Below are 24,632 nucleotides of genomic sequence, written 5' to 3'. Positions count from 1 at the left end.
CGCAGCCTGCCGATCTTGAATGGCGCGTCCGCTCCTAGGCCGCCTTGGCCAGCAGCTCCGAGACGGTGACCGGGCGCAGCCCCTTGGCCGCAAGGCCGCCGAGGATCATCGGCAGAGCCCGGCGGGCGGTGGGATCGGCGTACATGGGATGCAGCAGGATGATGTCGCCGCCCCTGACCTGGCTGGTCACCGCCTGGGCGAAGGCTGCGGGATCGCGGGTGGCCGGATCCTCCACGGTCCACATGATCATCTTGAGGTCGTGCCGGCGCAGGGCCAGCGGCAGGCCCAGCAGCTTCTTGCCATCGGGCGGGCGGAAGAGCACCGGCTCGGCGCCTGCCGCCCGAAGGGCTTGGTTCGTGCGGTGGATTTCAGCGTCGTAGAAGCCGCGGCCGCGGCCGATCATCCGCACATGGCTCCAGCTGTGGTTGCCCACCTCGTGACCCGAGGCCACCAGTCGGCGGACGAGGTCGGGCCGCTCCGCCGCCTCGGCGCCGACCAGGAAGAAGGTCGCCCGGACGCCCCGGCGCTCCAGCTCGGGCAGCAGGGCGTCGAGGCCGGCCGGGGTCGGGCCGTCGTCGAAGGTCAGGGCGACCACCGGCTCGGTGGTCGCAACCCGGCAGACGGCGGGGGCGGCCAGGGCGAAACAGCGGGCCCGGCTGACCTGATAGGCCGCATAGGCGAGGCCGACGGCCAGGGCCGCCAGCAAGGCGGCCGCGAGGAACAGGCGACGGCCCCGGCTCATGTCGGCGCTCCCGTCAGATGGTCCGGGCCACGACCTCCTTCATGATCTCGGAGGTCCCGCCATAGATGCGCTGGACGCGGGCGTCGCGCCACAGGCGGGCGATGGGATACTCGTTCATGTAGCCGGCCCCCCCGTGCAGCTGGAGGGCGGCGTCGCAGACCTCCCATTGCAGCTCGGTGTGGAACAGCTTGGCGGCCGAGGCCTCGGCGGCGGTCAACTTGCCTTCCAGGTGGCGGGCGATGCACCAGTCGAGGTGCGCCCAGCCCGCCTGCAGCTTGGCCTTCAGCCCGGCCATGGTGAAGCGGGTGTTCTGGAACTCGAACACCGGCTGGCCGAAGGCCCGGCGCTCCTTGGTGAACTTCGCCGCCTCGTCGAAGGCGCGCTGGGCGCCGGCTTGGCCCGAGACGGCGATGCCCAGGCGCTCCTGCGGCAGCTGGCTCATCAGATAGATGAAGCCCTTGCCCTCCTCGCCCAGCAGATTGGTCGCCGGCACGCGCACGTCCTCGAAGAACAGCTCGGAGGTGTCGGCGCTGTTCTGGCCGATCTTGTCCAGGTTGCGGCCGCGCTTGAAGCCTTCGCGGGCGGCTTCCACCAGGATCAGCGAGATCCCTTTGGCGCCGGCGTCGGGATTGGTCTTGGCCACCACGATGACGAGGTCGGCGTTCTGGCCGTTGGTGATGTAGGTCTTGGAGCCGTTGACCACATAGTGGTCGCCGTCCTTGCGGGCGGTGGTGCGCACGCCCTGCAGGTCCGAGCCGGTGCCGGGTTCAGTCATGGCGATGGCGGTGATGGCCTCGCCCGAGACCATCTTCGGCAGCCACGCGCGCTTCTGCTCCTCCGAGCCGTAGGCGACGATGTATTCCGCCACGATGTCGGACTGCAGGGTGATGCCGGCCGAGGAGCCCGCATAGGCCAGCTCCTCGTCGATGATGGCGTTGTAGCGGAAGTCGAGGCCGAGGCCGCCGTACTCCTCCGGCACGGTGGGGCAGAGCAGGCCGGCCTCGCCGCAGGCGCGCCAGAAGGCGCGGTCGACGATGCCCTCTTCCTCCCAGTGGTCGAGGTTGGGGACGAGCTCGCGCTCGAAGAACTTCCGGACCTGGTCGCGGAAGACGTTCAGGTTCTCGTCGTAGATCGTGCGGGTGTCGGTGCTCAGCATCATGGCCTCCGGCGTTTCCCGGAGGCAGTTAGCGGCATGACGTTGGGGACGCCTAGATGTGACAGGCGGCCAGGATCTCGGCCCGCAGCTCGGGGATGCCGGTTCCCTTCTCGGACGAGGTGGCCAGCACCCGCGGGAAGGCCGCCGGGCGCTTGGAGACCTTCTGCAGGGTTTCGGCCGTGACCTTCTCGATCTCGCCCTTCTTCAGCTTGTCCGCCTTGGTGAGGACGATCTGGTACGAGACCGCCGCCTGGTCGAGGGCGTCCAGGGCCTCGGCGTCGGGCGCCTTCAGGCCGTGGCGGGAGTCGATCAGCAGATAGACCCGTTTCAGATTCGGCCGCCCCCGCAGGTAGTCGCGGCCGAGGTTCTGGAACTTGCGGGCCACCGACTTGGAGGCGCGGGCCCAGCCGTAGCCGGGCAGGTCCACCAGGCGCAGCTTCTCGTCGGCGACGAAGAAGTTCACCTCCCGGGTCCGGCCGGGCTCGTTGGACGCCCGGGCCAGCTCCTTGCGGCCGGTGACGGCGTTGATCAGCGAGCTCTTGCCCACATTGGAGCGGCCGGCGAAGGCCACCTCGGGCAGGTCCGCCTCGGGCAGGCCCGAGATGGACGCCGCGCCCATCAGGAAACGCACCGGGTGGGCGAAGAGGACGCGGGCAGCCTCCAGCTCCTCGGGCGTGAAGACCGCTTCGTCCGTCATGCCCTAGCCCGCGTTCTTGGCGCGCCCGCCGGAGAGCCGGCGCAGGAGCTGGTCGATCGGCGTGTCCACCTTGAACCGGCGCATGATCACGTACTGCTGGAGGATGGTCAGCACGTTGGACCAGGTCCAGTAGATGATCAGGCCCACGGCGAACGGCGCCATGATGAAGGTGAAGATCAGCGGCATCAGCTGGAAGATCTTCTGCTGCACCGGGTCGCCCGCCGGGGGGCTCATGGCCGTCGTCAGCCACATGGTGAAGCCGTAGAGGATCACCACCACGCCGATGTGCAGCGGGCCGTCCAGGAAGCCGCCGAGCAGGGGCAGGGTCGCCGGATTCCAGGGGATCAGGCCGAACAGGTTCCAGACGGTGGTCGGGTCGCGGGCCGACAGGTCCTTGATGAAGCCGAGGAACGGCGCGTGCCGCATCTCGATGGTCACCGTCAGCACCTTGTAGAGGGCGTAGAAGACCGGGATCTGCAGCAGCAGCGGCAGACAGCCGGCCAGCGGATTGACCTTCTCGCGCTGGTACAGGGCCAGAAGCTCCTGCTGCTGCTTGGCCGGGTCGTCCTTGTAGCGCTTGCGCAGCTCCTCCATCTGGGGCTGCACCTTCTTCATCTTGGTCAGCGACTCGTACTGCTTGTTCGCCAGCGGGAAGAAGATCAGGCGCACCACCACCGTCAGGGCCAGAATGGCGAGGCCGAAGGCGCCCACGTAGCGGTGGATGAATTCCAGGAACTGGAAGATCGGGCGGGTCAGGAACCAGAAGTTCCCCCAGTCCACGGCGCTGTCGAAGTGCTTGATGTTCAGCGCCTTCTCATAGGCGCGCAGCACCGGAACCTGCTTGGCGCCGGCGAAGACGTGGGTGGTCAGGGTGACCTGCTGGCCGGGGCCGATCAGGCGCGGCTGACCCACGAAGTTGGCGTCGAGCACCACCTGGCCCAGGGCCTCGGTGCGGCGGAACTGGCCGGTGATCTGCTCGCCCTGGCCGGGGATCAGGGCCGCCAGCCAGTACTTGTCCGTGATGCCGAGCCAGCCGTCGGGCGAGGTGTAGGCCGGGCCGCCGCCCTCCTTCTGCCACTTGCCGTACTTGACCTGGCGCAGCTTGCCGTCGAGCCAGCCGATGGCGCCTTCGTGGACGATCTGGTTCTTGCCGAGGTCGGCGGGGACGCCCTGGCGCTGGACGGTGCCGTAGGGGGCGAGGGTCACCGGCTGGCCGGTGGTGTTGGCGACCGTGTCGGTCACCTTGAACATGTAGCGGTCGTCCACCTCGATGCGGCGGGTGAACGTCAGGCCCTGGCCGTTGGAATAGGTCAGGACGACCGGCTTGCCCGGCGCGAGCTTCGTGCCCTCCGCCAGGGTCCAGACGGTCTGGGCGTTGGGCAGGCCCGGCACGTTCTGGCCGACCCAGCCGATCTCGGCGAACCAGGGATACTGGGCGCCTTCGGGGCGCAGCAGCTCCACCGCCGGGGCGTCCTTGGCCACGGTCTGGCGGTACTGGTCGAGGTAGAGGTCGTCGATCCGCGCGCCGCGGAGCGACAGCGAGCCCGACAGGGCCGGGGTGTCGATGGCCACCCGGGGCGAGGCCGCCACCGCCGCCTGGCGGGTGATGGCCTGCGGGACCTGGGGCGCGGTGGGCGCCTGGCCGGCCTGCGCGGCCGCCGGCGCTTGGCGCGCGAGCTCGGCCTGCCGGCGCTTGGCCTGCGGGTCGATGACGAAGACCTGATAGGCGATCAGGAGGAGGACCGCGCACACGACGAAGATGATCGTGTTGCGGGTGTTTTCGTCTCTCATGTCGGGAGCGGGTTCCGAAGAGGGGGCTTAGCCCATCACGCCGTTGGGCTTTGGGAGGCGGGCTCGCGTTCGGCGGCGAGCCTTATCAGCGCGCTTTTCACATCGTCAAGCAAACGGGCCCACGGACGGGTCGTCGCACCGCCGCGGGCGATGAACACATAGTCGTGCCCGGGACGTCCGTGCTCGGGCAGGAGCAGGCGGGCCGCCTCGCGCAGACGCCGCTTGGCGCGGTTGCGGACCACGGCTCCCCCGATGCGCTTGGTGGCGGTGAAGCCGGCGCGGACGAGCGGGTCGCCGTCGCCGCGGGGGCGGACCTGGACGACCACGGCCCCGCGGGCGAGCGAGGCCCCCTGGGCGCAGGCCAGGAAGTCCGGTCGCTTCTTGAGGCGTTGGATGGGGAAGTCGGCGCTCACGGGCGCACCATAGACTAACGCCGCGCATTCCCGGGAGGACGGGAAACTGCGCGGCGGTCAGAGCGCGTTCGGCGCCCGAAGATGTTCAAGGAAATCCAGCTGATCCCCGCCGGGGCGGGGACAAGCGGAATCAGGCGCTCAGGCGCTTGCGGCCCTTGGCGCGGCGACGCGCCAGGATCTTTTGGCCGTTCTTGGTGGACATCCGCAGGCGGAAGCCGTGACGGCGCTTGCGCACGAGACGCGAGGGCTGAAAGGTCCGCTTCACTGGGTGGCTCCGGGTAGAAAATTGAGGCGCGGTGGATAGTTGACCGGGCCTGACGTGTCAACACCCCGGCGGCGCTATTCCGCAAGGGTCAGCGCCACGGGCCGCGACGGGCCTTCAGCTTTTCCAGTCGTCTTCGCTGCTGATGGTCATGACCGGCGGTCCTTCAGAGATCGGGCCGGATGATGGTCTTGCCGACGACGGTGCGCCGGGCGAGCGTCTCGTAGGCGTCGCGCCAGCGGTCGAGGGGATATTCGGCGTCGACCCGGGGCTTCACAAGGCCGTCCTCGGCCAGTTTCCAGATCGCGGCATTGTTCTCGCGCCCTTTCTCGGGGAACTGGCGGCCGTATTCGCCGGCCCGCACGCCCATCAGCGAGAAGCCCTTGATCAGCGCGAGGTTGACGGGAAGCGTGGGCAGCCGACCGGAGGTGAAGCCCACCGAGAGCAGCCGGCCGCCGAAGGCGATGCAGCGGACGCTCTCGTCGAAGACGTCGCCGCCCACCGGATCGTAGATGACGTCGGCGCCGCGGCCGCCGGTGATCTCCTTGACCCGCTCCCGGAAGCCGCCGGTGACATTGACCGTGGCGTCCACGTCGTATTCCCGGGCGATGACCGCCAGCTTCTCGTCCGAGGCCGAGGCGGCGATCACCTTGCAGCCGAGCACCCTGGCGTAGTCCACGGCGGCCAGGCCCACGCCGCCCGCCGCCCCATGGACCAGCACCCATTCCCCCGCCTTGGCGTCGGCGCAGCGCGTCAGGGCCACATAGGCGGTGAGATAGGCCACCGGATAGCCCGCGGCCTGGGCGAAGCTCAGTCGCTCGGGCTTGCGCCGCAGGCCCGCCGCCGGAACCACGGCGTATTCGGCGAATACGCCCCGGGCGCCGCCGCAGACGGGATCGCCGGGCCGGAAGTCGGCGACGCCCTCGCCCACGGCGTCCACCACCCCGGCCATCTCCATGCCGCCGATGAAGGGCAGGGGCGGCTTGTGCTGGTGCTCGCCCCGGGTCTGCATCAGGTCGGGGAAGTTCACCGCCGCGGCCAGCACCTTCACCCGCACCTCGCCGGGGCCCGGCTCGGGCGTGGGCAGGTCGCGGATGTGGACGCCGGCGTAGTCAGGGGCCAGCGCCTCGACGACGAGGGCCCTCATCGGCGCGCCCGCATCAGCCGACGCGGCCTTCGTAGGCTTCGCGCACGAGGCCCGCGACCTCGCGGCTGGCCACATCGGCGGCGGGCACCGCGCCTGTGAAGGCCACGAAGGCGTGGGCCAGGCTGTCGTAGCAGCGATAGGTCACCGGCACGCCCGCCTCGCGCAGGGCCTTGGCGTAGGCCTCGCCCTGGTCGACCAGGGGGTCGAACCCGGCGGTGACAACCACGGCGGGCGCCAGGCCCGAGAGATCCGGCGACTTGAGCGGCGACAGACGCGGATCGGCCGGGTCGTCGCCGGGGTTGAGGTAGTGGCCCATGAACCACTCCATGGTGGCGCTGTTCAGCGGGAAGGCGTCGCCGAAGGTGGTCATGGAGGGCGTCTGCGAGGCTACGTCCGTGCAGGGGTAGATGAGCAGTTGCATCACCGGCTGCGGCTCGCCGGCCCGCTTCAGCTCCTGGCAGACGATGGCGGTGAAGTTGCCGCCCATGGAATCGCCGCCCATGGCCGCCTTGCCGACGGGGGCGCCGAAGCGGTCCGCATGGTCGCGGCCCCAGCGGTAGGCAGCGAGGACGTCCTCCAGGCCCGCCGGGAAGCGGTGCTCGGGCGCCAGGCGGTAGTCCACCGACAGCACCGGCCCCCGGGCGATCTTGGCCAGCAGGGTGCAGAAGACGTGGTTGGTCTCGATGTTGCCGATCACCCCGCCGCCCATGTGGGCCCAGACCATCAGCGGCGCCGCCGGGTCCTGGCTGGACGGGCGATAGGCGCGGGCCGGGATGTCGCCGGCGGCGCCGGGGACCTGCAGGTCTTCCCAGGTGACGCCGGGCTCGGGCTTTCCGGCCATGGCGGCGATCATGCCATCCATGCCCGCCCGGGCCTGCTCCGGGGTGGCCTGGGTCATGGGCGGGGCCTTGCGGGCCTGGGCGGCCAGGAACTGCAGGCGCGGATCGAGGGTGCGGCCGCCCTGATAGACCACCCCGCCCCCCGCCATCAGCCGCAGCAGCGGCGCGGGCAGGGACAGGATCAGCTTGAGGATGGCGCGCTGCGCGGCGGGCGAGGCCATGGTCAGGCGCCCTTCGGCAGGCCGTTGAGGCCGTTGAGGATGAAGGCCACCGCGAAGTCGGTGGCCGCCTCGGTGTCGATGGGCCGGCGTTCCAGCATCTTGTCCCCCAGTTCTCGGGCCACCGCGATGCAGGCGGCGGCCATGTAGTCGGGATCGGCCGCCGGCCCCTTGCCGTCGGCGATGGCCTCCACGATCGCGTCGCGCACCTCGGCGAAGACCGCGGCCATCTCCGGCGTCTCGCCGTGGATGTGCGGCTGGTGCTCGCCGGGCGGCCGGCGGGCGATCCAGCTGGTGTGCTCATCGGCCATGAAAGCGAAGTAGGCGCGGATCGCCTGGCGCACGAAGGTCTCGAAGTCGGTGGACTGGGCCCGAAGCGACTTCAGGATCGGGGCGAAGCGGCGCGCCCCGTCGTCGGCGAGGGCGGCGAACACCTCTTCCTTGGAGCGGAAGTAGTTGTAAAAGGTCCCGGCCGCGAGGCCCGTGCGGCGGATGATGTCGCGCACCGTGGCCGCCTCATAGCCCAGCTCGCCGAACACCTCTCGCGCCGCGTCGAGGATCGCCTGCCGGTTCTGGACCTTGGTCTGCTCGCGCTTGCCGGCTGGAAGATAGGCGACCTGGGCCATGAACGGGTTACAGCAGTCCTGTGGAAAGATGACGAGAGTCATTCTCGCGGGCGAATCCAGCGCCTGCAAGGGCTTGCGCGGCTATCTGGAGGCCAGTCCTCAAACCGTGCGCTTAAACCGTACGCTGGGCGCGGTCCTTCTCGTTGGTGGCGCGGATGGCGTTGCGGGCCGCCTCCCACTCGGCGTCGCCCCACGAGGCGAGGCGCGAGAAGCCGCCGCTGGTCAGAAGGTGCGAGCCGCCGTCGATGGCGATGGTCTGGCCGTTCACATAGGCCGACAGGGGATGCAGCAGATAGACGGCGAGGTTCGCCAGTTCGCGCATCTCGCCGTTTCGGCCCAGGGGGATCATCGGGTCCTTGTCCTCGGCCATGGCGCCGCCGCTGGGATTGAGGCGGGCGCTCATGCCTTCGGTGGGGAAGGGGCCGGGGGCGATGGCGTTGAAGCGCACGCCGCGGTTGCCCCACTCCACCGCCAGGGACTGGGTCATGACGTTGAGCCCGGCCTTGGACATGGCGCTGGGGACGGTGAAGGGGCCGCCGTGCCAGACCCAGGTGGTGAGGATCGAGACCACCGAGGCCGGCTTGCCCTCGGCCAGCCAGCGCTTGCCGGCGTCGAGGGTGACGAAGAACGAGCCGCGGAAGACGATGTTGGCGATGGCGTCGAAGCCCTTGGGCGTCAGGTCCTCGGTGCGGCTGATGAAGTTGCCCGCGGCGTTGTTGACGAGGCCCGTGAGCGCTCCGCCGTCGGCCCAGATCTCGTCCATGGCCTCGTGAATCGCCTCGGGCACGCGGATGTCGCAGGCGCGGCCCACGCAGCGGCCGCCGCTCGCCCCGTGCAGCTCGGTGAGCTCGCGCGCCGTCTCCTCGATGACATTGCCCCGCCGGCCCCAGATGTAGACGTCCGCGCCCAGCATCAGGCAGGCCTCGGCCATCACCTTGCCCAGGCCCGTGCCGCCGCCGGTGATCAGCACCCGCTGGCCCTTCATCAGGCCGGGCCGGAACATCAGGTCCTCGGGCGTGAAATGGGTCATCGGCGGCCTCCCCTGGGTTCTTGTTGGAGAGGTAGTGGGCCGCCCTGACGCGGCGTCGGTCAATCCCGCGCGGAAACCGTCGCGAAGGCGTCCGCCGGCGCGCGTCCGCCCTCGATCTCCGCCACCGCCCGGACGATGCGTTCCAGGACCGGGCCCCACTGGCCGTCCGGCCCCTGGCGGAACAGCCGCGCCGAGCCGTACCAGGGCAGGGTCTCGCCGCTCGCGCCGTAGCGCCATTCCGGCGTCTTCGGGATCATCACCAGGGCGGGTCGGCCCAGGGCGCCGGCAAGGTGGACGAGAGCTGTCTGGACGGTGACCACCAGATCGAGGGCCGTGACCAGTCCGGCCAGGGCCGAGAAGTCGTCGATCTCGGCCGGGCCGAAGGCGCGGACGGGCGTGGGCAGGCCGGCGTTGACCGTGGCGATTTCCTCGCGCGGGTCGCCGTACTGCAGGCTCACCAGTTCTCGGCCGGGGGCGGAGAGGGCGCGGGCTAGGCGCTCCAGGGGCATGGACCGGGCCGAGGCGCCCGTGCGCGCCAGGCCGCCGCGCCAGGAGATGCCGATCCGCAGGGGCGCAGGGCCCGCGTCGCCCGCGGCAAGGCGCTCGCGCCAGGCCGCGGCGGCGTCGGCCGGGGGCCGCAGATAGGACCTGCCGGGAAAGTCCTCGCGGCGGCGGCGCCAGGCGTGGGCCAGGCTCCCCAGGGAGACGATCCGGTCGAAGGCTCCGCCCCGCAGGCTCCGAGCGGCCTCGGGGTCCAGGCAGGCGATCTGCGGGAAGCTGGCCGAGAACAGGCCCACAAGGCGCGGCTCGCACACCAGGGCGACCTCCCGGGCCACGGCGGCGAGATCGGGCAGGATGCTGGCGAACATGATCTCGTCGCCCACGCCCTGTTCGGCCACCACCAGCACCCGGCGACCGGCCAGGTCCTCGGGCGTCGGGGCGATGGTCAGGCGCGGGATGAGGGGCGCCGGGACCTGGCCGCGGGCCCGGGCCGTGAAGAGCGGGGTCGCCCAGCGGTGTTCGTAGTCGGCCCAGCCGCCCTCGAAGTCGCCGAGAGGGAGGCGCGCGTGGGCCCGGCGGTAGCGCGCCAGGCTGCTGTCCGGATGGGCGGCGACGGCGGCGTCCAGGGCCGTCACGGCTTCGGCGTGGCGCCCGAGGGCGGTGAGCGTCATGCCCAGGTTGCAGAGGCTGTCGTGATGGGCGGGGCGGACCTTCAGCGCCTGGCGGAAGGCCTCGAGGGCCTCGTCGTAGCGCCGCTGGGCGTGGCGGGCGACGCCCAGATGGTTGAGGGCGCCCACGTCTCCGGGATGCAGGCGCAGGGCCCCCAGGGCGGCTTCGGCGGCCTCCTCGTGGCGGGACAGTTCGTTCAGGGCCTGGGCGCGGTTGGCGTGGGCCACCGCGAGGTCGGGCCTCAGGGCCAACGCCTTGTCGTAATCGTCCAGGGCCTCGGCGTGCCGCTCCAGGCGGCCCAGGGCCACGCCGCGATTGAGGTGATTCTCAGCCCGCTCCGACTGCAAGGCCACGGCCTCATCGAAGGCGGCGAGGGCCTCGGCGGAACGGCCGAGGTCGAGGCGCAGCTGGCCCAGCATGGCCCAGGCGGCGGCGTCCTTGGGGGCGGTCGCCAGCAGGCGTTCGAGCGCCGCGGCCGCCTCGGCCAGCCGACCAGCGCGGGCGAGGGCGATGGCCTGGGCGCGGGGTTCCGTCGCGGTCAAGGCCAGGGCTCCGGCGTGAAGTCCGGATCCACCCGCCTGATGAACTCCATGGCCGCGGCCGGGGCGCGGACCTTCCCCTCGTGAATGACAAAGGCGTAGACGTCCCGGGGCTCCTCGGGCGGCCCCGTGCGGTCCAGGGGGCGGAAGTCGCCGGGCACGCCGCCGGCCGCATAGGCGCGGAACCGCTCGACCCAGAGGTCGAGGTCGGCCGCCTCGTACCCGGTGGGAATTTCGTCACTGGCGGAGATCAGGCGCAGGTAGACGACGTCGGCGGTCACGTCCGGAATGAAGGGGTACTTCTCGGTCTCGGCGTTGCAGATCGCCACATTGCGGTCCCGGCAGAGGCCGACGAACTTCGGATCGGCAAAGGAGGCGTTGCGCACCTCCACCACATGCCGGAGCGGCAGGCCGTCGAGCTCGCGCGGCAGAAGGTCGAGCCAGGCGGCGAACTCGTCGTGGTCGAAGATCTTGGTCGGGGCGAACTGCCACAGGATCGGCCCCAGGCGGTCGCCCAGTTCGGTCAGGCCCTGGCCCAGGAAAATGTCCATGGAGCTCTTGCCCTCGGACAGCACCTTTCGGTTGGTGCAGAAGCGGCTGGCCTTCACGGCGAACTTGAAGCCCTCGGGCGTGGCCGCGCGCCACCTGGCCCAGCTGTCGGGCTTGAAGGTGGAATAGTAGGTGCCGTTGATCTCGATGGCGGTGAGCCGCCGCGAGGCATAGGCCAGTTCGTCGGCGTGTTTCAGGCCCTTGGGATAGAACACCCCGCGCCAGGGCTCGAAGGTCCAGCCCCCGATGCCGCAGCGGATCTTGCCCTGGCCGGCCATGTGCGCCTCCCGTTGGTCGCGTTCTAGCTAGTCGGGAATAGCGGCGTTCTCAAGATGTTCCTGAGGCGCTCGTCCTGGCGGGCAAAGGGTGGGGACGAGGCGGCTGAGGGGCGGCGCGCAACGCGCGCCGCCCGCCGGTGGCCTTACTTGCGCTGCGACTTGGTCTCGTCGCGGGCGGCCTTGAATTCGGCCCCGTCCTTCCACTCCGGCCAGCGGGTGGAGTTCGCGAGCTCGGCGCCCAGGTCGTAGAAGACGCTGATCTCCTGAACGGCGCCGGACATGTCCCAGTTCGGATCGAATTCGTCGGCCGGCTGGTGGTACTTGTCCTTGGTATAGGCCTCGGCGGCGGCCTTGCCGGCTTCCACGCCGCCCTTCTCCAGGTTCTGGCCCGCGCCGAACGAGATGGCCGGCACGCCACGCTTGGCGAAGGGGAAGTGGTCCGAGCGGAAGAAGCTGCCCGCCTGCGGGTTCGGATCGGGGGTGAAGGTCATGCCGTACTTGGCGGCGACCTTGATCATGTCGTCCTGCAGGGTGAGCGGAGCGTCGCCGGACATGGTGATGTCCTTGGCCCGGCCCAGCAGGTTGACCCCGTCCATGTTCAGCACGCCCACGGTGGTGGCGAGCGGATAGAGCGGGTTGTCGGCGTAGTATTCCGAGCCCAGCAGACCCTTCTCCTCGGCGGTCACCGCCAGGAACATCACCGAGCGGTCCGGCTTCGGCCCCGCGGCGAAGACGCGGGCCAGCTCAAGCAGGGCCGCGGTGCCCGAGGCGTTGTCCAGGGCGCCGTTGTAGATCTTGTCGCCACGGGCGTCGGGGAGGCCGATGCCCAGGTGGTCCCAGTGGGCGCTGTAGATCACCCGCTCGTCGGGCCGCTTGGCGCCCGGCACGACTGCCACGACGTTCTTGGAGACGACCTTCTGGGCGTCGATCTCATAGTCGGTAGAGAAGGTGACGCCCTTCAGCTCCACCGGCTTGAAGTCGCGGGTCTGGGCCTGCTTCTTCAGGGTCTCGAAATCGAAGCCGGCCGCCTTCAGCAGGGCCGCGGCGTTGTCGCGCTGGATCCAGCCTTCCAGAGGCGCGTGGGCCTCGGACGGGTTCTTGCGGATGACGTCGAAGATCTCGTTGGTGTTGGAGTTCTTGACGGTGGCCCAGCCGTAGGAGGCGGGGGCGGTCTCGTGGATCACCAGGAAGCCCACGGCGCCCTGGCGGGCGGCTTCCTCGAACTTGTAGGTCCAGCGGCCATAGTAGGTCATGGCCTTGCCGCCGAAGTCGCCTTCGCCGGTCTCGAAGTCGGGGTCGTTGACGAGGACCAGGGCGATCTTGCCCTTCAGGTCCATGCCCTTGAAGTCGTCCCAGTTCCGCTCGGGGGCCTTCACGCCATAGCCGGCGAAGACGATCGGCACGTCCTTCAGGGTCAGGCGGTCGATGCCCGTCTGGGCGGCGCGGATGGCGATCTGCTCGCCCTGGGTCCAGGTCTCGGTCTTGCCGGCGACGTTCACCGAGACGTGGACCGGGCCCTTGGTGGCGAAGCGGGCCAGGGGCACGTCCTGGGTCCAGGCGCGCGTGCCGTCGGGCTGCAGGTCGCCGGCCGGCTGCACGCCCGCCGCCTTCAGCTGCTGGACGAGGTAGGCGATGGTCTTCTCCTCGCCCGCCGTGGCCGGGGCGCGGCCCTCGAACTCGTCGGTGGAGAGGACGCGAATGTCTTCCTTCATGCGCGCGCCATCGAGGGCGGGCGCGGCGAGGGCGGCGGTCGCGAACACGGACGCGGCGGCCGCGCAGAGCAGGAGTTTCTTCAAGTGACGCACTCGGTCTGTGGTTGAGCTGGGGCGACCTAATCCCGCCTTGGCGCGAAAAGCTAGGCCTCGGATTGTCGCCGGGCGATGAAGGCGGCGATTCCGTCGAGCATCACCTGGAGCCCCGCCTCGAAGCGCTGACGCGGGTCGGTGAGGCGGCCGCCATGCTCCCGCCAGGCGACGGTGAGGCGGGTCAGGTGCGGGAAGCGCCTGGGATCGAGCTGCTCCTGCAGCGCCGGCTGGACGAGGCCCGCCCACTCGGCGTCGGTGAGGCCGCTGCGCTGCTCGGCCTCCCGGCTCTCCCGGGCCTCGTTGAGGGCGCCTTCGATGTAGTTGTGCAGCACGGACATGATGATCTCGCGGTCGAGGGCGGTGAGGCCCGTGCCGTCGAGGGCGGCCATGACCGTTTCCATCTTGGCGACGATGTTGGGGCCGAGCGGCGGCCGGTGGAGCGTCAGGCCTAGCAGCCAGGGCCGCCGCTGCGAGACTTCCCAGCGCGCCCGGGCGACGAAGGCCAGGCTCTCGCGCCAGCCCAGGCCGGGCGGCAGCGGGTCGCTCTCGCCGATCACCTTGTCGAACATCAGGGCGAGCAGCTCCGACTTCGACTGCACATAGGTGTAGATGGCCATGGGCGAGACGCCCACCGCCTGGGCGAGCGTGCGCATGGAGATGGCGCTCAGGCCCTCGCGGTCGGCGATGTCGATGGCCGCCTGCACCACGTCGTCCTGCGAGATCCGCGGCTTGGGGCCGCGCTTGGCCGGCCCCTGCACACCCCACAGCAGCTTGATGAGGCGCCGGGGGTCGTCGCCGATGTGTTCCTTGGACATGCCGCTCCAGTTTTCTCGCAACAAATACTTTACATCATACAGAGTTTGCGGCAAACGGCGTTCCGCACGGAGCCCGGCAGAGGTTCCGGCGGGGGAGGTCGCGCGAGGGAAAGGTCGGCGGTGCAACGGCTGTTGCGCCGGACGTTCAAAGTTTGTTCAACCAACGCCGGTCTTACTCCCCCAGGACCCGAGACACCCATGCGAAACGCCGCCTCCGTCGCCGTTCTGGCCGCGCTGTCGCTGACCGCCTGCGCCACGCCGCGACCGGCTGATCTGGCGCTGCCGGGCGCCTATGAGGCCTCGGCTGACCCTGCTCCGGCCGAGGCCATCGCCCTCGACCAGTGGTGGACGGCGTTCGGCGATGACCAGCTCACCGCCCTCGTCGAGCAGGCCCTGGCCCGAAATCCCGACGTCCGCACCGCGGCCGCCCGCCTGGACGAGGTCCGCGCCCAGCGCGCCAGCGCCATCCTGCAGTACCTGCCCACGGGCGACGCCCGGGGGACGGCGAGCCGCACGCGGACCGACCAGCTGTCGGGCGCCGAGATCAACATTCCCGGCTTCTCCACCAGCGGCACGTCCGAGAGCTACAACGCCAACTTCAACGTCAGCTGGGAGATCGACCTGTTCGGCCGGTCCCTGGCGGCGACCCGGGCGGCCAACGCTGAGGTCGCGGCGGCGCGGTTCGTCTTCGAGGGCGTCCGGGCGGCGATCGCGGCCCAGACCGCCGACGCCTATTTCCAGGCCCGGGGGCTGGCGATCCAGCTCGCCGACGCCCAGGAGACGGCGCGCATCCAGCGCGAACTCTACCGGATCGCCTCGCGGCGGGGCGAACTCGGCCTCGCGGCCACCGCCGAGGCCGACCGCATCGCCGGCGACCTCTCCCAGGCCGAGGCCCAGGTCCAGGCGCTCGAGGCCGAGTTGCAGGTGCAGAAGCGGGCCCTGCTGATCCTGGCCGGCCGGATCGTGGAGCCCACGGCCAATATCGACGCCCCGCCGCAGGTGGGCGTCGCCCCGCCCGTGCCGCAGTCCCTGCCCAGTGAGCTCCTGCAGCGGCGCCCCGACGTGCGCGAGGCCCAGGCGCGGCTGCGCTCGGCGGCGAACCGGCAGCGGCTGGCGCAGCTGGCCTTCTTCCCGACCTTCACCTTCACCCCCGGCCTCGGCTGGTCGAAGCAGGAGCAGCCGGGCTTCTCGTCGGAGAGCCAGAGCTGGACCCTTGGCGGCTCGGTGCTGCAGCCGGTCCTGTCGATCCCCCAGAGGATGGCCGACCTGAAGGCGCAGAACGCCCGCACCGAGCAGGCCGTGACCGCCTACGAGAAGGCCGTGCAAACCGCTTTCCAGGAGGCCGAGGGCGCCCTGGTGCGGCTCGACGCCGACCGGCAGCGGGTGGAGACCCTGGCCGAGGGCGAGGCCCGGGCCCGGCGGGCCTTCGAGGCTGCGCGCACCGGCTATCAGCGGGGCCTCACCGACCTCAACACCCTGCTCAGCGCCGAGGCGTCGTGGCGATTGACGCGCGCCCAGTTGACCTCGGCCCAGGTCCAGGCCCTGCGCCGCAGCGTGCAGGCCTACAAGGCCATCGGCGGCGGCTGGCCCGCCCAAACCTACGCCCAAGCCAAAGCCCCGCAGACGGCGCGATGAGAGACGGGATGCGACTGAAGCTCACCATTCTTCCCCTGATCGCCATGCTGGCGCTGAGCGGCTGCCAGAAGCCCGAGGCGACGGCCGAGGCGACGGAAGCCGGCCGCAGCGTCCGGGTCCTGCGCCTGGAGCCGCGGCCCCTGGCCGGGACGATCTCGGGCTCGGGCGACCTCGTCCCCCGCGAAGAGGCGGCGGTGGCGCCGGAGGTGACCGGCTACCGGGTCCTGCGCGTCCTGGCGGACGTGGGCGACTATGTGCGCGCCGGCCAGACCTTGGTGCAGCTTGATCCCGCCCTGCTGCAGGCCCAGGTGGCCCATGCCGAAGCGCAGGCGGCCCTGGCCGAGGACCAGGCCAAGCGGGTGGACGGCCTCGACGGCGAGGGCGTGCTGGCCCAGGAGCAGATCGCCCAGCGGCGGTTCCAGGCCCAGGCGGCCCGGGCCAACCTGCGCGACCTCCAGACCCGCCTCTCCAAGATGTCGGTGGTCGCCCCGGTTTCGGGCCTGATCCTCGAGAAGAACGTCCGCCCCGGCGACCTTTCCGGCGCGGGCGGGACGCCTTGGTTCCGCATGGCCCGCGACGGCCAGATCGAGCTGTCGGCCGACCTTAGCGAGGACGCCCTGGCGCGCATCCGCCCGGGCCAGACCGCCACCGTGACCCTGCCCAGCGGCGTCAGCGTCCAGGGCAAGGTGCGGATCGTCAGCCCGCAGATCGACCCGCAAAGCAAGCTCGGCGAGGTGCGTGTCACCCTGCCGGTGCGCAGCGACATCCGCGCCGGCGGCTTCGCCCAGGCGGTGTTCGAGGGCGTCGCCGCCCCGGTTCTGGCCGTCCCCGAAACGGCCATCCGCTATGACGCCAATGGCGCGAGCGTGATGGTGGTGGGCGCGGACAACCGCGTCCGCCGGGCCGCCGTCCAGACCGGCCAGCGCGCCGCCGGCATGGTGGAGATCGTCCGCGGTCCGCCGGCCGGCTCGCGCATCGTTCAGAACGCCGCCGCCTTCCTGCTGGACGGCGACCGGGTGCGGCCCGTCGAGGGCGAGGCGCCCGCAGCGGCCGGAGCCAAGCGATGAGCGAACCCCACGGCGGCGGTCGCCACTTCGCCATCTCGGCGTGGGCGATCCGCAATCCGGTCCCGGTCACCCTGCTGTTCCTGGGCCTGCTGGTCGCGGGGCTGCTCTCCTACAGCCGGCTGCCGGTCAAGCAGTTCCCGAACATCCAGTTCCCGGTGGTGGCCGTCACCGTCACCCAGTCGGGCGCCGCGCCCGGCGAAATGGAGACCCAGATCACCCGGCCGGTGGAGGACGCCATCGCCGGCATCACCGGCGTGGACAACATCCAGTCGGTGGTCACCCAGGGCGTCTCCACCACCTCGATCCAGTTCAACATGGGCGAGGACCTGCAGAAGAAGACCGACGAGGTCCGCGCCAAGATCGACCAGACGCGGCAGGTGCTGCCGCGCGACATCGACGAGCCGCAGATCACCCAGGTCGAGATCGACAGCGCCTTCCCAATCGTCACCTATGCGGTGGCTGCGCCCGCCATGTCGGACGAGGAGCTGTCGTGGTTCGTGGACGACACCATCGCCCGTGAGCTGCAGACGGCCAAGGGCGTGGCCCAGGTCACCCGGGTGGGCGGCGTGGCCCGGGAGATCAATGTCATCATCGACCCCGTGCGGCTGGCCGCCCGGGGGCTGACGGCGGCCCAGGTGAACAACGCCCTCGTGGGCTTCCAGCTCGACGCCCCCGGCGGCCGGATCGAGGTGGGCGGCCGCGAGCAGACCGTTCGCGTTCTGGGCTCGGTCCAGACCGTCGAACAGCTGCGCCAGATGACCATCCCCACCGGCACCGGCGGCTATGTGCGCCTGTCCGACGTGGCCGAGATCGGCGATGGGGCCTCCGAGGCCCGCGGCTTCGCCCGTCTCAACGGCCAGCCGGTGGTGGGCTTCCAGGTGGCCAAGACCAAGGAGGCCTCGGATGTCGACACCGAGGACGCGGTCAACCGCAAGCTGGAGCAGCTCCAGAAGACCTACCCCGGCGTCACCATCACCAAGATCTACGCCTCGGTGGACGAGACCCGGGCCAACTTCCACGCCACGGTGCGGGTGCTGGTGGAAGGCATGCTGCTCGCCGGCCTGGTGGTGTTCCTGTTCCTGCGCGAGTGGCGGGCGACCCTGATCAGCGTCGTGGCCATGCCCATCTCGCTGATCCCGACCTTCTTCATCATGGAGATGGCCGGGTTCTCGCTGAACATGGTGACCCTGCTGGCGCTCACCCTGGTCATCGGCATCCTGGTCGACGACGCCATCGTCGAGATCGAGAACATCGAGAAGCGGGTGGCCCGGGGCATGCGGCCCTACCAGGCGGCCCTCCAGGGCGCCGACGCCATCGGCCTGGCCGTGGTGGCGACCACCTTCGCCATCGTGGTGGTGTTCACGCCGGTCAGCTTCATGCCCGGCATTCCCGGCCAGTTCTTCAAGGAGTTCGGCCTCACCGTCTCGGTGGCGGTGCTGTGCTCGCTGCTGGTGGCGCGCCTCGTGACCCCGCTGATGGCCGCCTACTTCCTGAAGCCGGCCTCCAAGCCGCATGAGCGCAAGCCGTTCGAGGGCTTCTACCGCAACGCCCTGGAATGGGCCCTGGCCCACCGGGTGGTGGCGGCCATCGCGGGCCTCGCGCTGTTCATCGGCTCGGTGATGCTGGTGCCGCTGCTGCCCACCGGCTTCCAGCCGGAAGGCGACCCCGACTACATCTATATCAATGTCCAGGGACCGCCGGGTGCGACCATCCAGGACATGGAGGAGGCCGCCCAGGCGGTCACCCGCCTGATGAAGGCCCAGCCCGAGGTCACCGACGTCTTCGCCCAGGTGGGCTCCACCGTGGCCAATTTCGGCCCGGGCGGCGGCCCCGGCGGCAGCGACCTGCGCTCGGGCACCATCACCGTCCTTCTGAAGCCGGATCGCAAGGTCACCGGCGCCCAACTGAAGGACCGAGTGCGAGACGAACTCGCCGCCATCCCCGATGTGCGCCTCAACTTCCTGGACTCCCAGGGCTCGGCCGGCTTCCAGCAGATCCTCACCGGCCACGACCCCGAGGCCCTGGACGCCGCCGCCCTTGATCTCGAGCGGCAGATGCGCGGCCTGAAGGAGGTGGTGGATCCCCGGCCGGCCAATCCGCCCGTGGGGCCCGAGGTGGTGATCCGCCCTCGGCCGGACGAGGCCGCGCGCCTCGGCGTCTCGGTGGCCACCATCGCCCAGGTGGCCCGGGTGGCCACCGTCGGCGACATCGACGCCAATGTGGCCAAGCTGAACGAGGGCGAGCGGCGCATCCCGATCCGCATCCGCCTCCCCGAGAACGCCCGCGCCGACATCGAGCAGATCCGCCAGATGCGCCTGCCTACCGCCACCGGCGGGGTCACCACCCTCGGGGCCGTGGCCGACGTGGAGTTCCAGGCCGGTCCGGCCCGGATCGATCGCCTGAACCGCCAGCGGCAGATCACCGTCCAGGCGGAGATGGCCGACGGGGTCGAGCTGGGCGAGGCGACCAACGCCGTCCACGCCCTGCCGATCATGAAGAACCTGCCCGACGGGGTGCGCCCGGGGGCGGTGGGCAACGCCGAGGCCATGCAGGAGATGTTCGCCGGCTTCGTGGTGGCCTTCGCCACCGCCATCTTCCTGATGTTCGCGGTGCTGGTGCTGCTGTTCCGCAGCTTCTTCAAGCCGATCGTCATCCTGGCCGCCCTGCCGCTGGCGGTGGGCGGGGCGTTCGTGGGCCTGTTGCTGTTCAACCTGTCGCTGTCGATCCCCTCGCTGATCGGCTTCCTGATGCTGATGGGCCTGGCGGCGAAGAATTCGATCCTGCTGGTGGAGTACGCCATCGAGCGCGAGCGCGAGGGCATGAGCCAGCACGACGCCCTGATCGACGCCTGTCGCGAGCGGGCGCGGCCGATCATCATGACCACCGTGGCCATGGCCGCCGGCATGCTGCCCACCGCCCTGGCCCTGGAGAAGGGCGCCGAGTTCCGTCAGCCCATGGCCGTAGCCGTGATCGGCGGCCTGATCACCTCGACCCTGCTGTCGCTGGTGCTGGTGCCGGTGGTCTATCGGTTCGTGGACGACTTCGAGAACTGGATCCGGCCGCGGGCGGCCAAGCTGATCACCCTGCGCGAGGAGCCCCGGGCCCTGGCGCCCGAGGACCGCCTTTAGGCGCCTCTGTTCAAGGGAAGCCCCGGCGGCCTATCCTGCCGCCGAGGTTTCTCGGGGGAGCGGCATGGCCGGGTTTTCCATCGACGCTGCGCTGAAGTCGGGCTTCCGTCTGGCCCGGCGCGAGCCGCTGGCGGTGCTGGTCTGGGGCGGCGTCTACATGCTCGCCGGCCTCGTGGCGGAACTGATCGTCATCGGCCCGGGGCTGCCGAGATACCTGCGCACCGCGGCGGAGGATCCGGAAGCCGCGAGCGCCGTCCTGCAGCAGGCGACGGACTCCAACGCGATCTTCACCTATCCGCTGATGTTCGCCGTGGCCCTGGCCGCGGCGTCGGTGGTCTATGGCGCCGTCATCCGGGCGCAGCTCCGCCCCGAAGAGCGGCGCGGCTTCTTCCTGCGCCTGTCCCGGCGCGAGTTGTGGATGGCGCTCACCACCCTGGTGCTGGTCCTCGCGGCGGCGCCCCTCGGCCTCGTCGCGGCGGCCGTGGTGATGGTCGCCGCGTCTGGCGGCTGGGTCGGAATGGTGCTGGCCGTGATCGCCATGGCCGTGGGCGGCCTCTACCTCGCCGCCCGGTTTGCGCCGTCGGTCGTCCAGGCCTTCGCGGAGAAGCGCCTGGTGTTCCGCGACGCGTGGCGTCTCACCCGGGGCCAGGGCTGGCGCATCGTGCTGATGATGCTCGCGCTGATGTTCCTGCTGCTGATCATCGCCGCGGTGGTGATGATTCCGGCCGTGATCCTGGGCATGATCCTGCTCGGCGTGGCCGGGATGGCGGGCGGCGCCACGGCCGTGATCGTGGGGATCGTGGTGCTGCTGGCGGGCCTGGGGTTCCTGGCCGGGTTCTACGGCGTGATCCTGGCGGCCACCATGTCCGCCTATGTCGAGGTCTATCGGGCGCTGAAGGCCGAAGGGCCGGGCGACGCCCCGGACCCGGTCAGCGCGCCGTTGGCGGCCTGAGGGGCGAAGCCCGAGGGCTCGCCGCCCCCTGGAGCTCGCCTCGCAGCACCTTCGCGAACTGCTCCGGATCGACATTGCCGCCGGAGAGCAGGATGGCCACGGTCGCGCCGGGACCGGCCGGCAGCTTGCCCGCCAGCAGGGCCGCCAGGCTCACCGCCCCGCCGGGCTCCACCACCAGCTTCAGGGTGGAGAAGGCGAAGCGCATGGCCTCGGTCACCTCGGCGTCGGTGACGGTGGTGATGGCGGACACCGTCCGGCGCATGATCGGGAAGGTGATCTCACCGACGAAGGGGCTCTCCAGGGCGTCACAAAGCGAGCGGCCGGTGGGCTTCTGGACCACGATCTCGCCCGCCGCGAGGGACTTCTTGGCATCGTCGAAACCGGCCGGCTCGACGCCCACCACCTGGGTGTCCGGCGACAGGTGCTTGATCGCCGTGGCGGCGCCGGCGAGCAGGCCGCCGCCGCTGATGCCGGTGGCGAAAAGGTCGAGGCGGGCGCCCAGGGCCTCGGCCTGACGGACCAGCTCCAGGCCCGCCGTGCCCTGGCCGGCCACGATGTGCGGATCGTCGAAGGCCGGCACCACCACCGAGCCGCGCTCCTCCGAGATGCGGGCGGCGATGGCCTCGCGACTGTCAGTGAGCCGGTCGTAGAACAGCACCTCGGCGCCATAGCCCCGGGTGGCCTCGACCTTCACGGCCGGGGCGTCCTTGGGCATGACGATGACGGCGGGAATCCCCAGCAGCTTCGCCGCCAGGGCCACCCCCTGCGCGTGATTGCCGGACGAGAACGCCACCACGCCCCGGCGGCGCTCGTCCTCGCCAAGCTGGACGAGGCGGTTGTAGGCGCCGCGGAACTTGAAGGCCCCGACCCGCTGCAGGGTCTCGGGCTTGATCAGCACCCTGTGGCCCACGCGCTCGTTCAGCGCCGGGTTCTCGATGAGCGGCGTCCGGACGGCCACGCCCGCGAGCCGGGCGGCGGCGGCCTCGATGTCGGCGAAACTGACCGCGGGCGCCGTTCCGCTCATTTGGCGAAGACCATCGAATCGTCGGCGAAGGCCTTGAACTCCAGGGCGTTGCCCGAGGGATCGAGGAAGAACATCGTCGCCTGCTCGCCGGGCTGGCCCTTGAAGCGGATCTGGGGCTCGATGACGAACTTCACCCCGGCGGCCTTCAGGCGGTCGGCCAGCTCATGCCACTCGGGCAGGGTCAGGATGACGCCGAAGTGGCGGACCGGCACGTCCTCGCCGTCCACCGGATTGGTCGAGCGGTGGCCCACCTCGTGCGGCGCCAGGTGCGCGACGATCTGGTGGCCGCGGAAATCGAAATCCACCCATTCCGGGCTGGAGCGACCCTCAGGGCAGCCCAGAAGCCCGCCGTAGAAGGCGCGGGCTTCTTCCAGGTCGCGGACGGGAAAGGCGAGGTGGAAGCGCGGGATGTTCATGAACCCGCCTGATAGCGTCCGGACGCCTTGAGGGCGAGAGCCAGTTGGTCTAAACGGGCGCCGCAATCGATCCCCGCCTCCCCGCCGAGCACCTGTCGAAGGGCCGGGAGGCGTTAGCCGGGCAGGTGGAAGGATCGTATCCATGGCCAACGTCACCGTGATCGGCGCCCAGTGGGGCGACGAAGGCAAGGGCAAGCTCGTCGACTGGCTGTCGAACCGGGCGGATGTCGTCGTCCGCTTCCAGGGCGGCCACAACGCCGGCCACACCCTGGTGGTGGGCGACCAGACCTACAAGCTCAGCCTGCTGCCCTCGGGCGTGGTCCAGGGCAAGCTGTCGATCATCGGCAACGGCGTCGTGGTCGACCCCTGGCATCTGCTGAAGGAAATCGCGACCCTGGGCGAGCAGGGGGTGGCCATCACCCCGGAGCTGCTGGTCCTGGCCGACAACGCCTGCCTGATCCTGCCGCTGCACCGCGACCTCGACCAGGCGCGGGAGGCCGCCGCCACCAACAAGATCGGCACCACCGGCCGCGGCATCGGCCCGGCCTATGAGGACAAGGTGGGCCGCCGCGCCATCCGCGTGGCCGACCTCGCCGACCGGGCGGCCCTGGAGGCCAAGATCGACCGCCTGCTGGCCCACCACACCCCCCTGCGGCGGGGCCTGGGGCTGCCTGAATACGACGGCGCGGCCCTGCTGGCCGAGCTGGAGGAGATGGCGCCGAAGATCCTCCCCTATGCGCGGCCCGCGTGGCTGATGCTGGACGAGGTGGTGAAGGCCGGGCGGCGGGTGCTGTTCGAGGGCGCCCAGGGCGCGCTCCTGGATGTGGACCACGGCACCTATCCCTATGTGACCTCCTCGAACACCGTGGCGGGCCAGGCGGCGGCGGGTTCGGGGCTCGGGCCCAAGGGGCCGGGCTATGTCCTGGGCATCGTCAAGGCCTACACCACCCGCGTGGGCGAGGGGCCCTTCCCTACCGAGCTGAAGGACGAGGTCGGCCAGCACCTGGGGACCGTGGGCCGGGAGTTCGGCACCGTCACCGGCCGCTCGCGCCGCTGCGGCTGGTTCGACGCGGCCCTGGTGCGCCAGTCGGTGGCCCTGAACGGCATCGCCGGCATCGCCCTCACCAAGCTGGACGTACTGGACGGCCTGCCGAAGCTGAAGATCTGCACCAGCTACAAGCTGGACGGCCAGGAGATCGGCTACCTGCCGGCCGGCCTCAAGGCCCAGAGCCAGCTGACCCCTGTCTACGAGGAGATGGACGGCTGGAACGAAACGACCCAGGGCGCGAGGTCCTGGAAGGACTTGCCGGCCAATGCGGTGAAGTACGTCCGCCGGATCGAGGAGCTGATCGGCGCCCCCGTGGCCCTGCTCTCCACGAGCCCGCAGCGGGACGACACCATCCTCATGCGCGATCCGTTCCAGGACTAGGGCGCGCCGCCGCCCCTGCGCGCAGTGGGCGAACGGCGATTCGGGGTTCGTTTACGCTAGCCGTCGTATCCCGGGAAACCTCGAGGGGTTTCCCGTGTTCGACGACGAGAAGAAGACGATCCGGCGGATGGCGCCACACCTCCAGCGGGTGGTGATCGTCGATCCGCAGCCGACCAGCGCCACCATGATCGCCGAGGCGATGCGCAACATCGCCCGTTCCCAGAGCTGGACCGCCACCACCCTCGATCGCGGCCTGAAGCTCTGCGAGACGGTTGATCCGCAGGTCATCTTCGTCGAGCTCAACTTCGAGAAGGGCGACGGGATCGAGTTCACCAGGCGGCTGCGGCGCAGCCGTTCGCCCGCGCGGCAGGTCCCGGTGATCATGGTAACCAGCACCGCCACGGCGGCCAGCATCCTGGCGGCCCGGGACGCCGGCGTGCACGAGTTCCTGCGGCGGCCTTTCACCATGAAGGACCTCCTGCGGCGGCTTGAGGCGGTGACACTGCGCCAGCGCGACTGGATCGAGGCCGTGGCCTATGTCGGCCCCGACCGGCGGCGCTTCAACTCGGGCGACTACACCGGGCCGCTGAAGCGACGTTCCGACAACCGCGCCACGCCCGATGCGACGCGGCTGGCCCAGGCCCTGAAGATCCTGCGCTCGGCGGTGGCTTCGTTCGATAGCGATCCGGTCCAGGCGACCCGGGCGATCGAGACCCAGGTGCAGTCGATCCAGAAGGCGGCCACGGCGGCCGTCGATCTCAAGCTGACCACGGCGGCGGCCGAGCTCGCCCGCTACATCGTGACGTCACGCCGGATGGGCGCGGCCCTCACCGGCGCCGAGGTGGCCAAGCACGCCGCCGCCCTCCTGGCCTACATGCCGAAGGACGACGCAGCGGCGGCCTGA

Annotated in this window: 22 protein-coding genes; 6 read left to right on the top strand and 16 right to left on the bottom strand. The window is 70.6% G+C overall.

Annotated features, from left to right (window positions below):
* Nucleotides 1-34: 34 nt before the first annotated feature.
* From BO64_RS10955 to BO64_RS10890, 14 genes are all read right to left on the bottom strand, one after another.
* Nucleotides 35-742 carry a polysaccharide deacetylase family protein gene (locus tag BO64_RS10955; protein WP_496403330.1) on the bottom strand — a complete coding sequence of 236 codons (708 nt, stop codon included), beginning with the start codon at nt 740-742 and terminating at the stop codon, nt 35-37.
* 13 nt (nt 743-755) lie between these two features.
* Nucleotides 756-1,898 carry an acyl-CoA dehydrogenase family protein gene (locus tag BO64_RS10950; protein ID WP_496403467.1) on the bottom strand — a complete coding sequence of 381 codons (1,143 nt, stop codon included), beginning with the start codon at nt 1,896-1,898 and terminating at the stop codon, nt 756-758.
* Between the two features lie 52 nt (nt 1,899-1,950).
* Complete coding sequence (gene yihA / locus BO64_RS10945) at nt 1,951-2,595, bottom strand: ribosome biogenesis GTP-binding protein YihA/YsxC (protein WP_496403329.1); 645 nt, start codon at nt 2,593-2,595, stop codon at nt 1,951-1,953.
* Between the two features lie 3 nt (nt 2,596-2,598).
* Entirely contained in the window at nt 2,599-4,386 is a 1,788-nt protein-coding gene (yidC, locus tag BO64_RS10940) for a membrane protein insertase YidC (protein WP_496403328.1), read from the bottom strand.
* A gap of 35 nt (nt 4,387-4,421) precedes the next feature.
* Nucleotides 4,422-4,799: a ribonuclease P protein component gene (locus BO64_RS10935; RefSeq protein ID WP_496403327.1), complete on the bottom strand. Its 378-nt coding sequence runs from the start codon at nt 4,797-4,799 to the stop codon at nt 4,422-4,424.
* 130 nt (nt 4,800-4,929) lie between these two features.
* Nucleotides 4,930-5,064 carry a 50S ribosomal protein L34 gene (gene rpmH, locus BO64_RS10930; protein ID WP_012520954.1) on the bottom strand — a complete coding sequence of 45 codons (135 nt, stop codon included), beginning with the start codon at nt 5,062-5,064 and terminating at the stop codon, nt 4,930-4,932.
* 163 nt (nt 5,065-5,227) lie between these two features.
* Entirely contained in the window at nt 5,228-6,208 is a 981-nt protein-coding gene (locus BO64_RS10925) for an NADPH:quinone oxidoreductase family protein (RefSeq protein ID WP_496403326.1), read from the bottom strand.
* Nucleotides 6,209-6,221: 13 nt separating this feature from the next.
* On the bottom strand, nt 6,222-7,268 hold the full coding sequence (locus tag BO64_RS10920) for an alpha/beta hydrolase (protein WP_496403325.1): 1,047 nt from the start codon (nt 7,266-7,268) through the stop codon (nt 6,222-6,224).
* 2 nt (nt 7,269-7,270) lie between these two features.
* Nucleotides 7,271-7,933 (bottom strand): TetR/AcrR family transcriptional regulator, encoded by a 663-nt coding sequence (locus tag BO64_RS10915; RefSeq protein WP_496403324.1) that lies wholly within the window; start codon nt 7,931-7,933, stop codon nt 7,271-7,273.
* A 70-nt stretch (nt 7,934-8,003) separates the two neighbouring features.
* Complete coding sequence (locus tag BO64_RS10910; RefSeq protein WP_496403323.1) at nt 8,004-8,921, bottom strand: SDR family oxidoreductase; 918 nt, start codon at nt 8,919-8,921, stop codon at nt 8,004-8,006.
* Between the two features lie 59 nt (nt 8,922-8,980).
* Nucleotides 8,981-10,633: a tetratricopeptide repeat protein gene (locus tag BO64_RS10905; protein ID WP_496403322.1), complete on the bottom strand. Its 1,653-nt coding sequence runs from the start codon at nt 10,631-10,633 to the stop codon at nt 8,981-8,983.
* Nucleotides 10,630-11,457 (bottom strand): DUF72 domain-containing protein, encoded by an 828-nt coding sequence (locus BO64_RS10900; protein WP_496403321.1) that lies wholly within the window; start codon nt 11,455-11,457, stop codon nt 10,630-10,632. Before BO64_RS10900 ends, BO64_RS10905 begins: the two co-directional genes overlap by 4 nt.
* A gap of 143 nt (nt 11,458-11,600) precedes the next feature.
* Entirely contained in the window at nt 11,601-13,253 is a 1,653-nt protein-coding gene (locus BO64_RS10895; RefSeq protein WP_496403320.1) for a M28 family metallopeptidase, read from the bottom strand.
* A gap of 59 nt (nt 13,254-13,312) precedes the next feature.
* On the bottom strand, nt 13,313-14,077 hold the full coding sequence (locus tag BO64_RS10890; protein WP_496403319.1) for a TetR/AcrR family transcriptional regulator C-terminal domain-containing protein: 765 nt from the start codon (nt 14,075-14,077) through the stop codon (nt 13,313-13,315).
* A gap of 198 nt (nt 14,078-14,275) precedes the next feature.
* Between BO64_RS10890 and BO64_RS10885 the strand changes: the two genes are divergently transcribed.
* From BO64_RS10885 to BO64_RS10870, 4 genes are all read left to right on the top strand, one after another.
* On the top strand, nt 14,276-15,712 hold the full coding sequence (locus BO64_RS10885; protein ID WP_496403318.1) for an efflux transporter outer membrane subunit: 1,437 nt from the start codon (nt 14,276-14,278) through the stop codon (nt 15,710-15,712).
* An 8-nt stretch (nt 15,713-15,720) separates the two neighbouring features.
* Nucleotides 15,721-16,779 carry an efflux RND transporter periplasmic adaptor subunit gene (locus tag BO64_RS10880; protein ID WP_496403317.1) on the top strand — a complete coding sequence of 353 codons (1,059 nt, stop codon included), beginning with the start codon at nt 15,721-15,723 and terminating at the stop codon, nt 16,777-16,779.
* On the top strand, nt 16,776-19,907 hold the full coding sequence (locus BO64_RS10875) for an efflux RND transporter permease subunit (protein WP_496403316.1): 3,132 nt from the start codon (nt 16,776-16,778) through the stop codon (nt 19,905-19,907). Before BO64_RS10880 ends, BO64_RS10875 begins: the two co-directional genes overlap by 4 nt.
* A 64-nt stretch (nt 19,908-19,971) precedes the next feature.
* On the top strand, nt 19,972-20,859 hold the full coding sequence (locus BO64_RS10870; protein WP_496403315.1) for a hypothetical protein: 888 nt from the start codon (nt 19,972-19,974) through the stop codon (nt 20,857-20,859).
* Here BO64_RS10870 and BO64_RS10865 read toward each other — a convergent pair.
* Nucleotides 20,837-21,883, bottom strand: coding sequence for a threonine ammonia-lyase (locus BO64_RS10865; protein ID WP_496403314.1), 1,047 nt, complete (start codon nt 21,881-21,883; stop codon nt 20,837-20,839). The two genes, BO64_RS10870 and BO64_RS10865, sit on opposite strands and share 23 nt — an antisense overlap.
* Nucleotides 21,880-22,299, bottom strand: coding sequence for a VOC family protein (locus tag BO64_RS10860; protein WP_496403313.1), 420 nt, complete (start codon nt 22,297-22,299; stop codon nt 21,880-21,882). The genes BO64_RS10865 and BO64_RS10860 overlap by 4 nt, the downstream gene beginning before the upstream one ends.
* Nucleotides 22,300-22,441: 142 nt before the next feature.
* On the opposite strand from BO64_RS10860, the gene BO64_RS10855 reads away from it, so the two are divergent.
* Both BO64_RS10855 and BO64_RS10850 read left to right on the top strand, forming a co-directional pair.
* Nucleotides 22,442-23,728, top strand: a complete 1,287-nt coding sequence (locus BO64_RS10855) for an adenylosuccinate synthase (RefSeq protein WP_496403312.1) — start codon at nt 22,442-22,444, stop codon at nt 23,726-23,728.
* Between the two features lie 94 nt (nt 23,729-23,822).
* On the top strand, nt 23,823-24,632 hold the full coding sequence (locus tag BO64_RS10850; protein WP_496403311.1) for a response regulator: 810 nt from the start codon (nt 23,823-23,825) through the stop codon (nt 24,630-24,632).

The organism is Phenylobacterium composti DSM 19425, from assembly GCF_059568645.1.
Note: the sequence above shows the minus strand (reverse complement) of the source record. Positions and strands in the feature narration are given on the sequence as shown.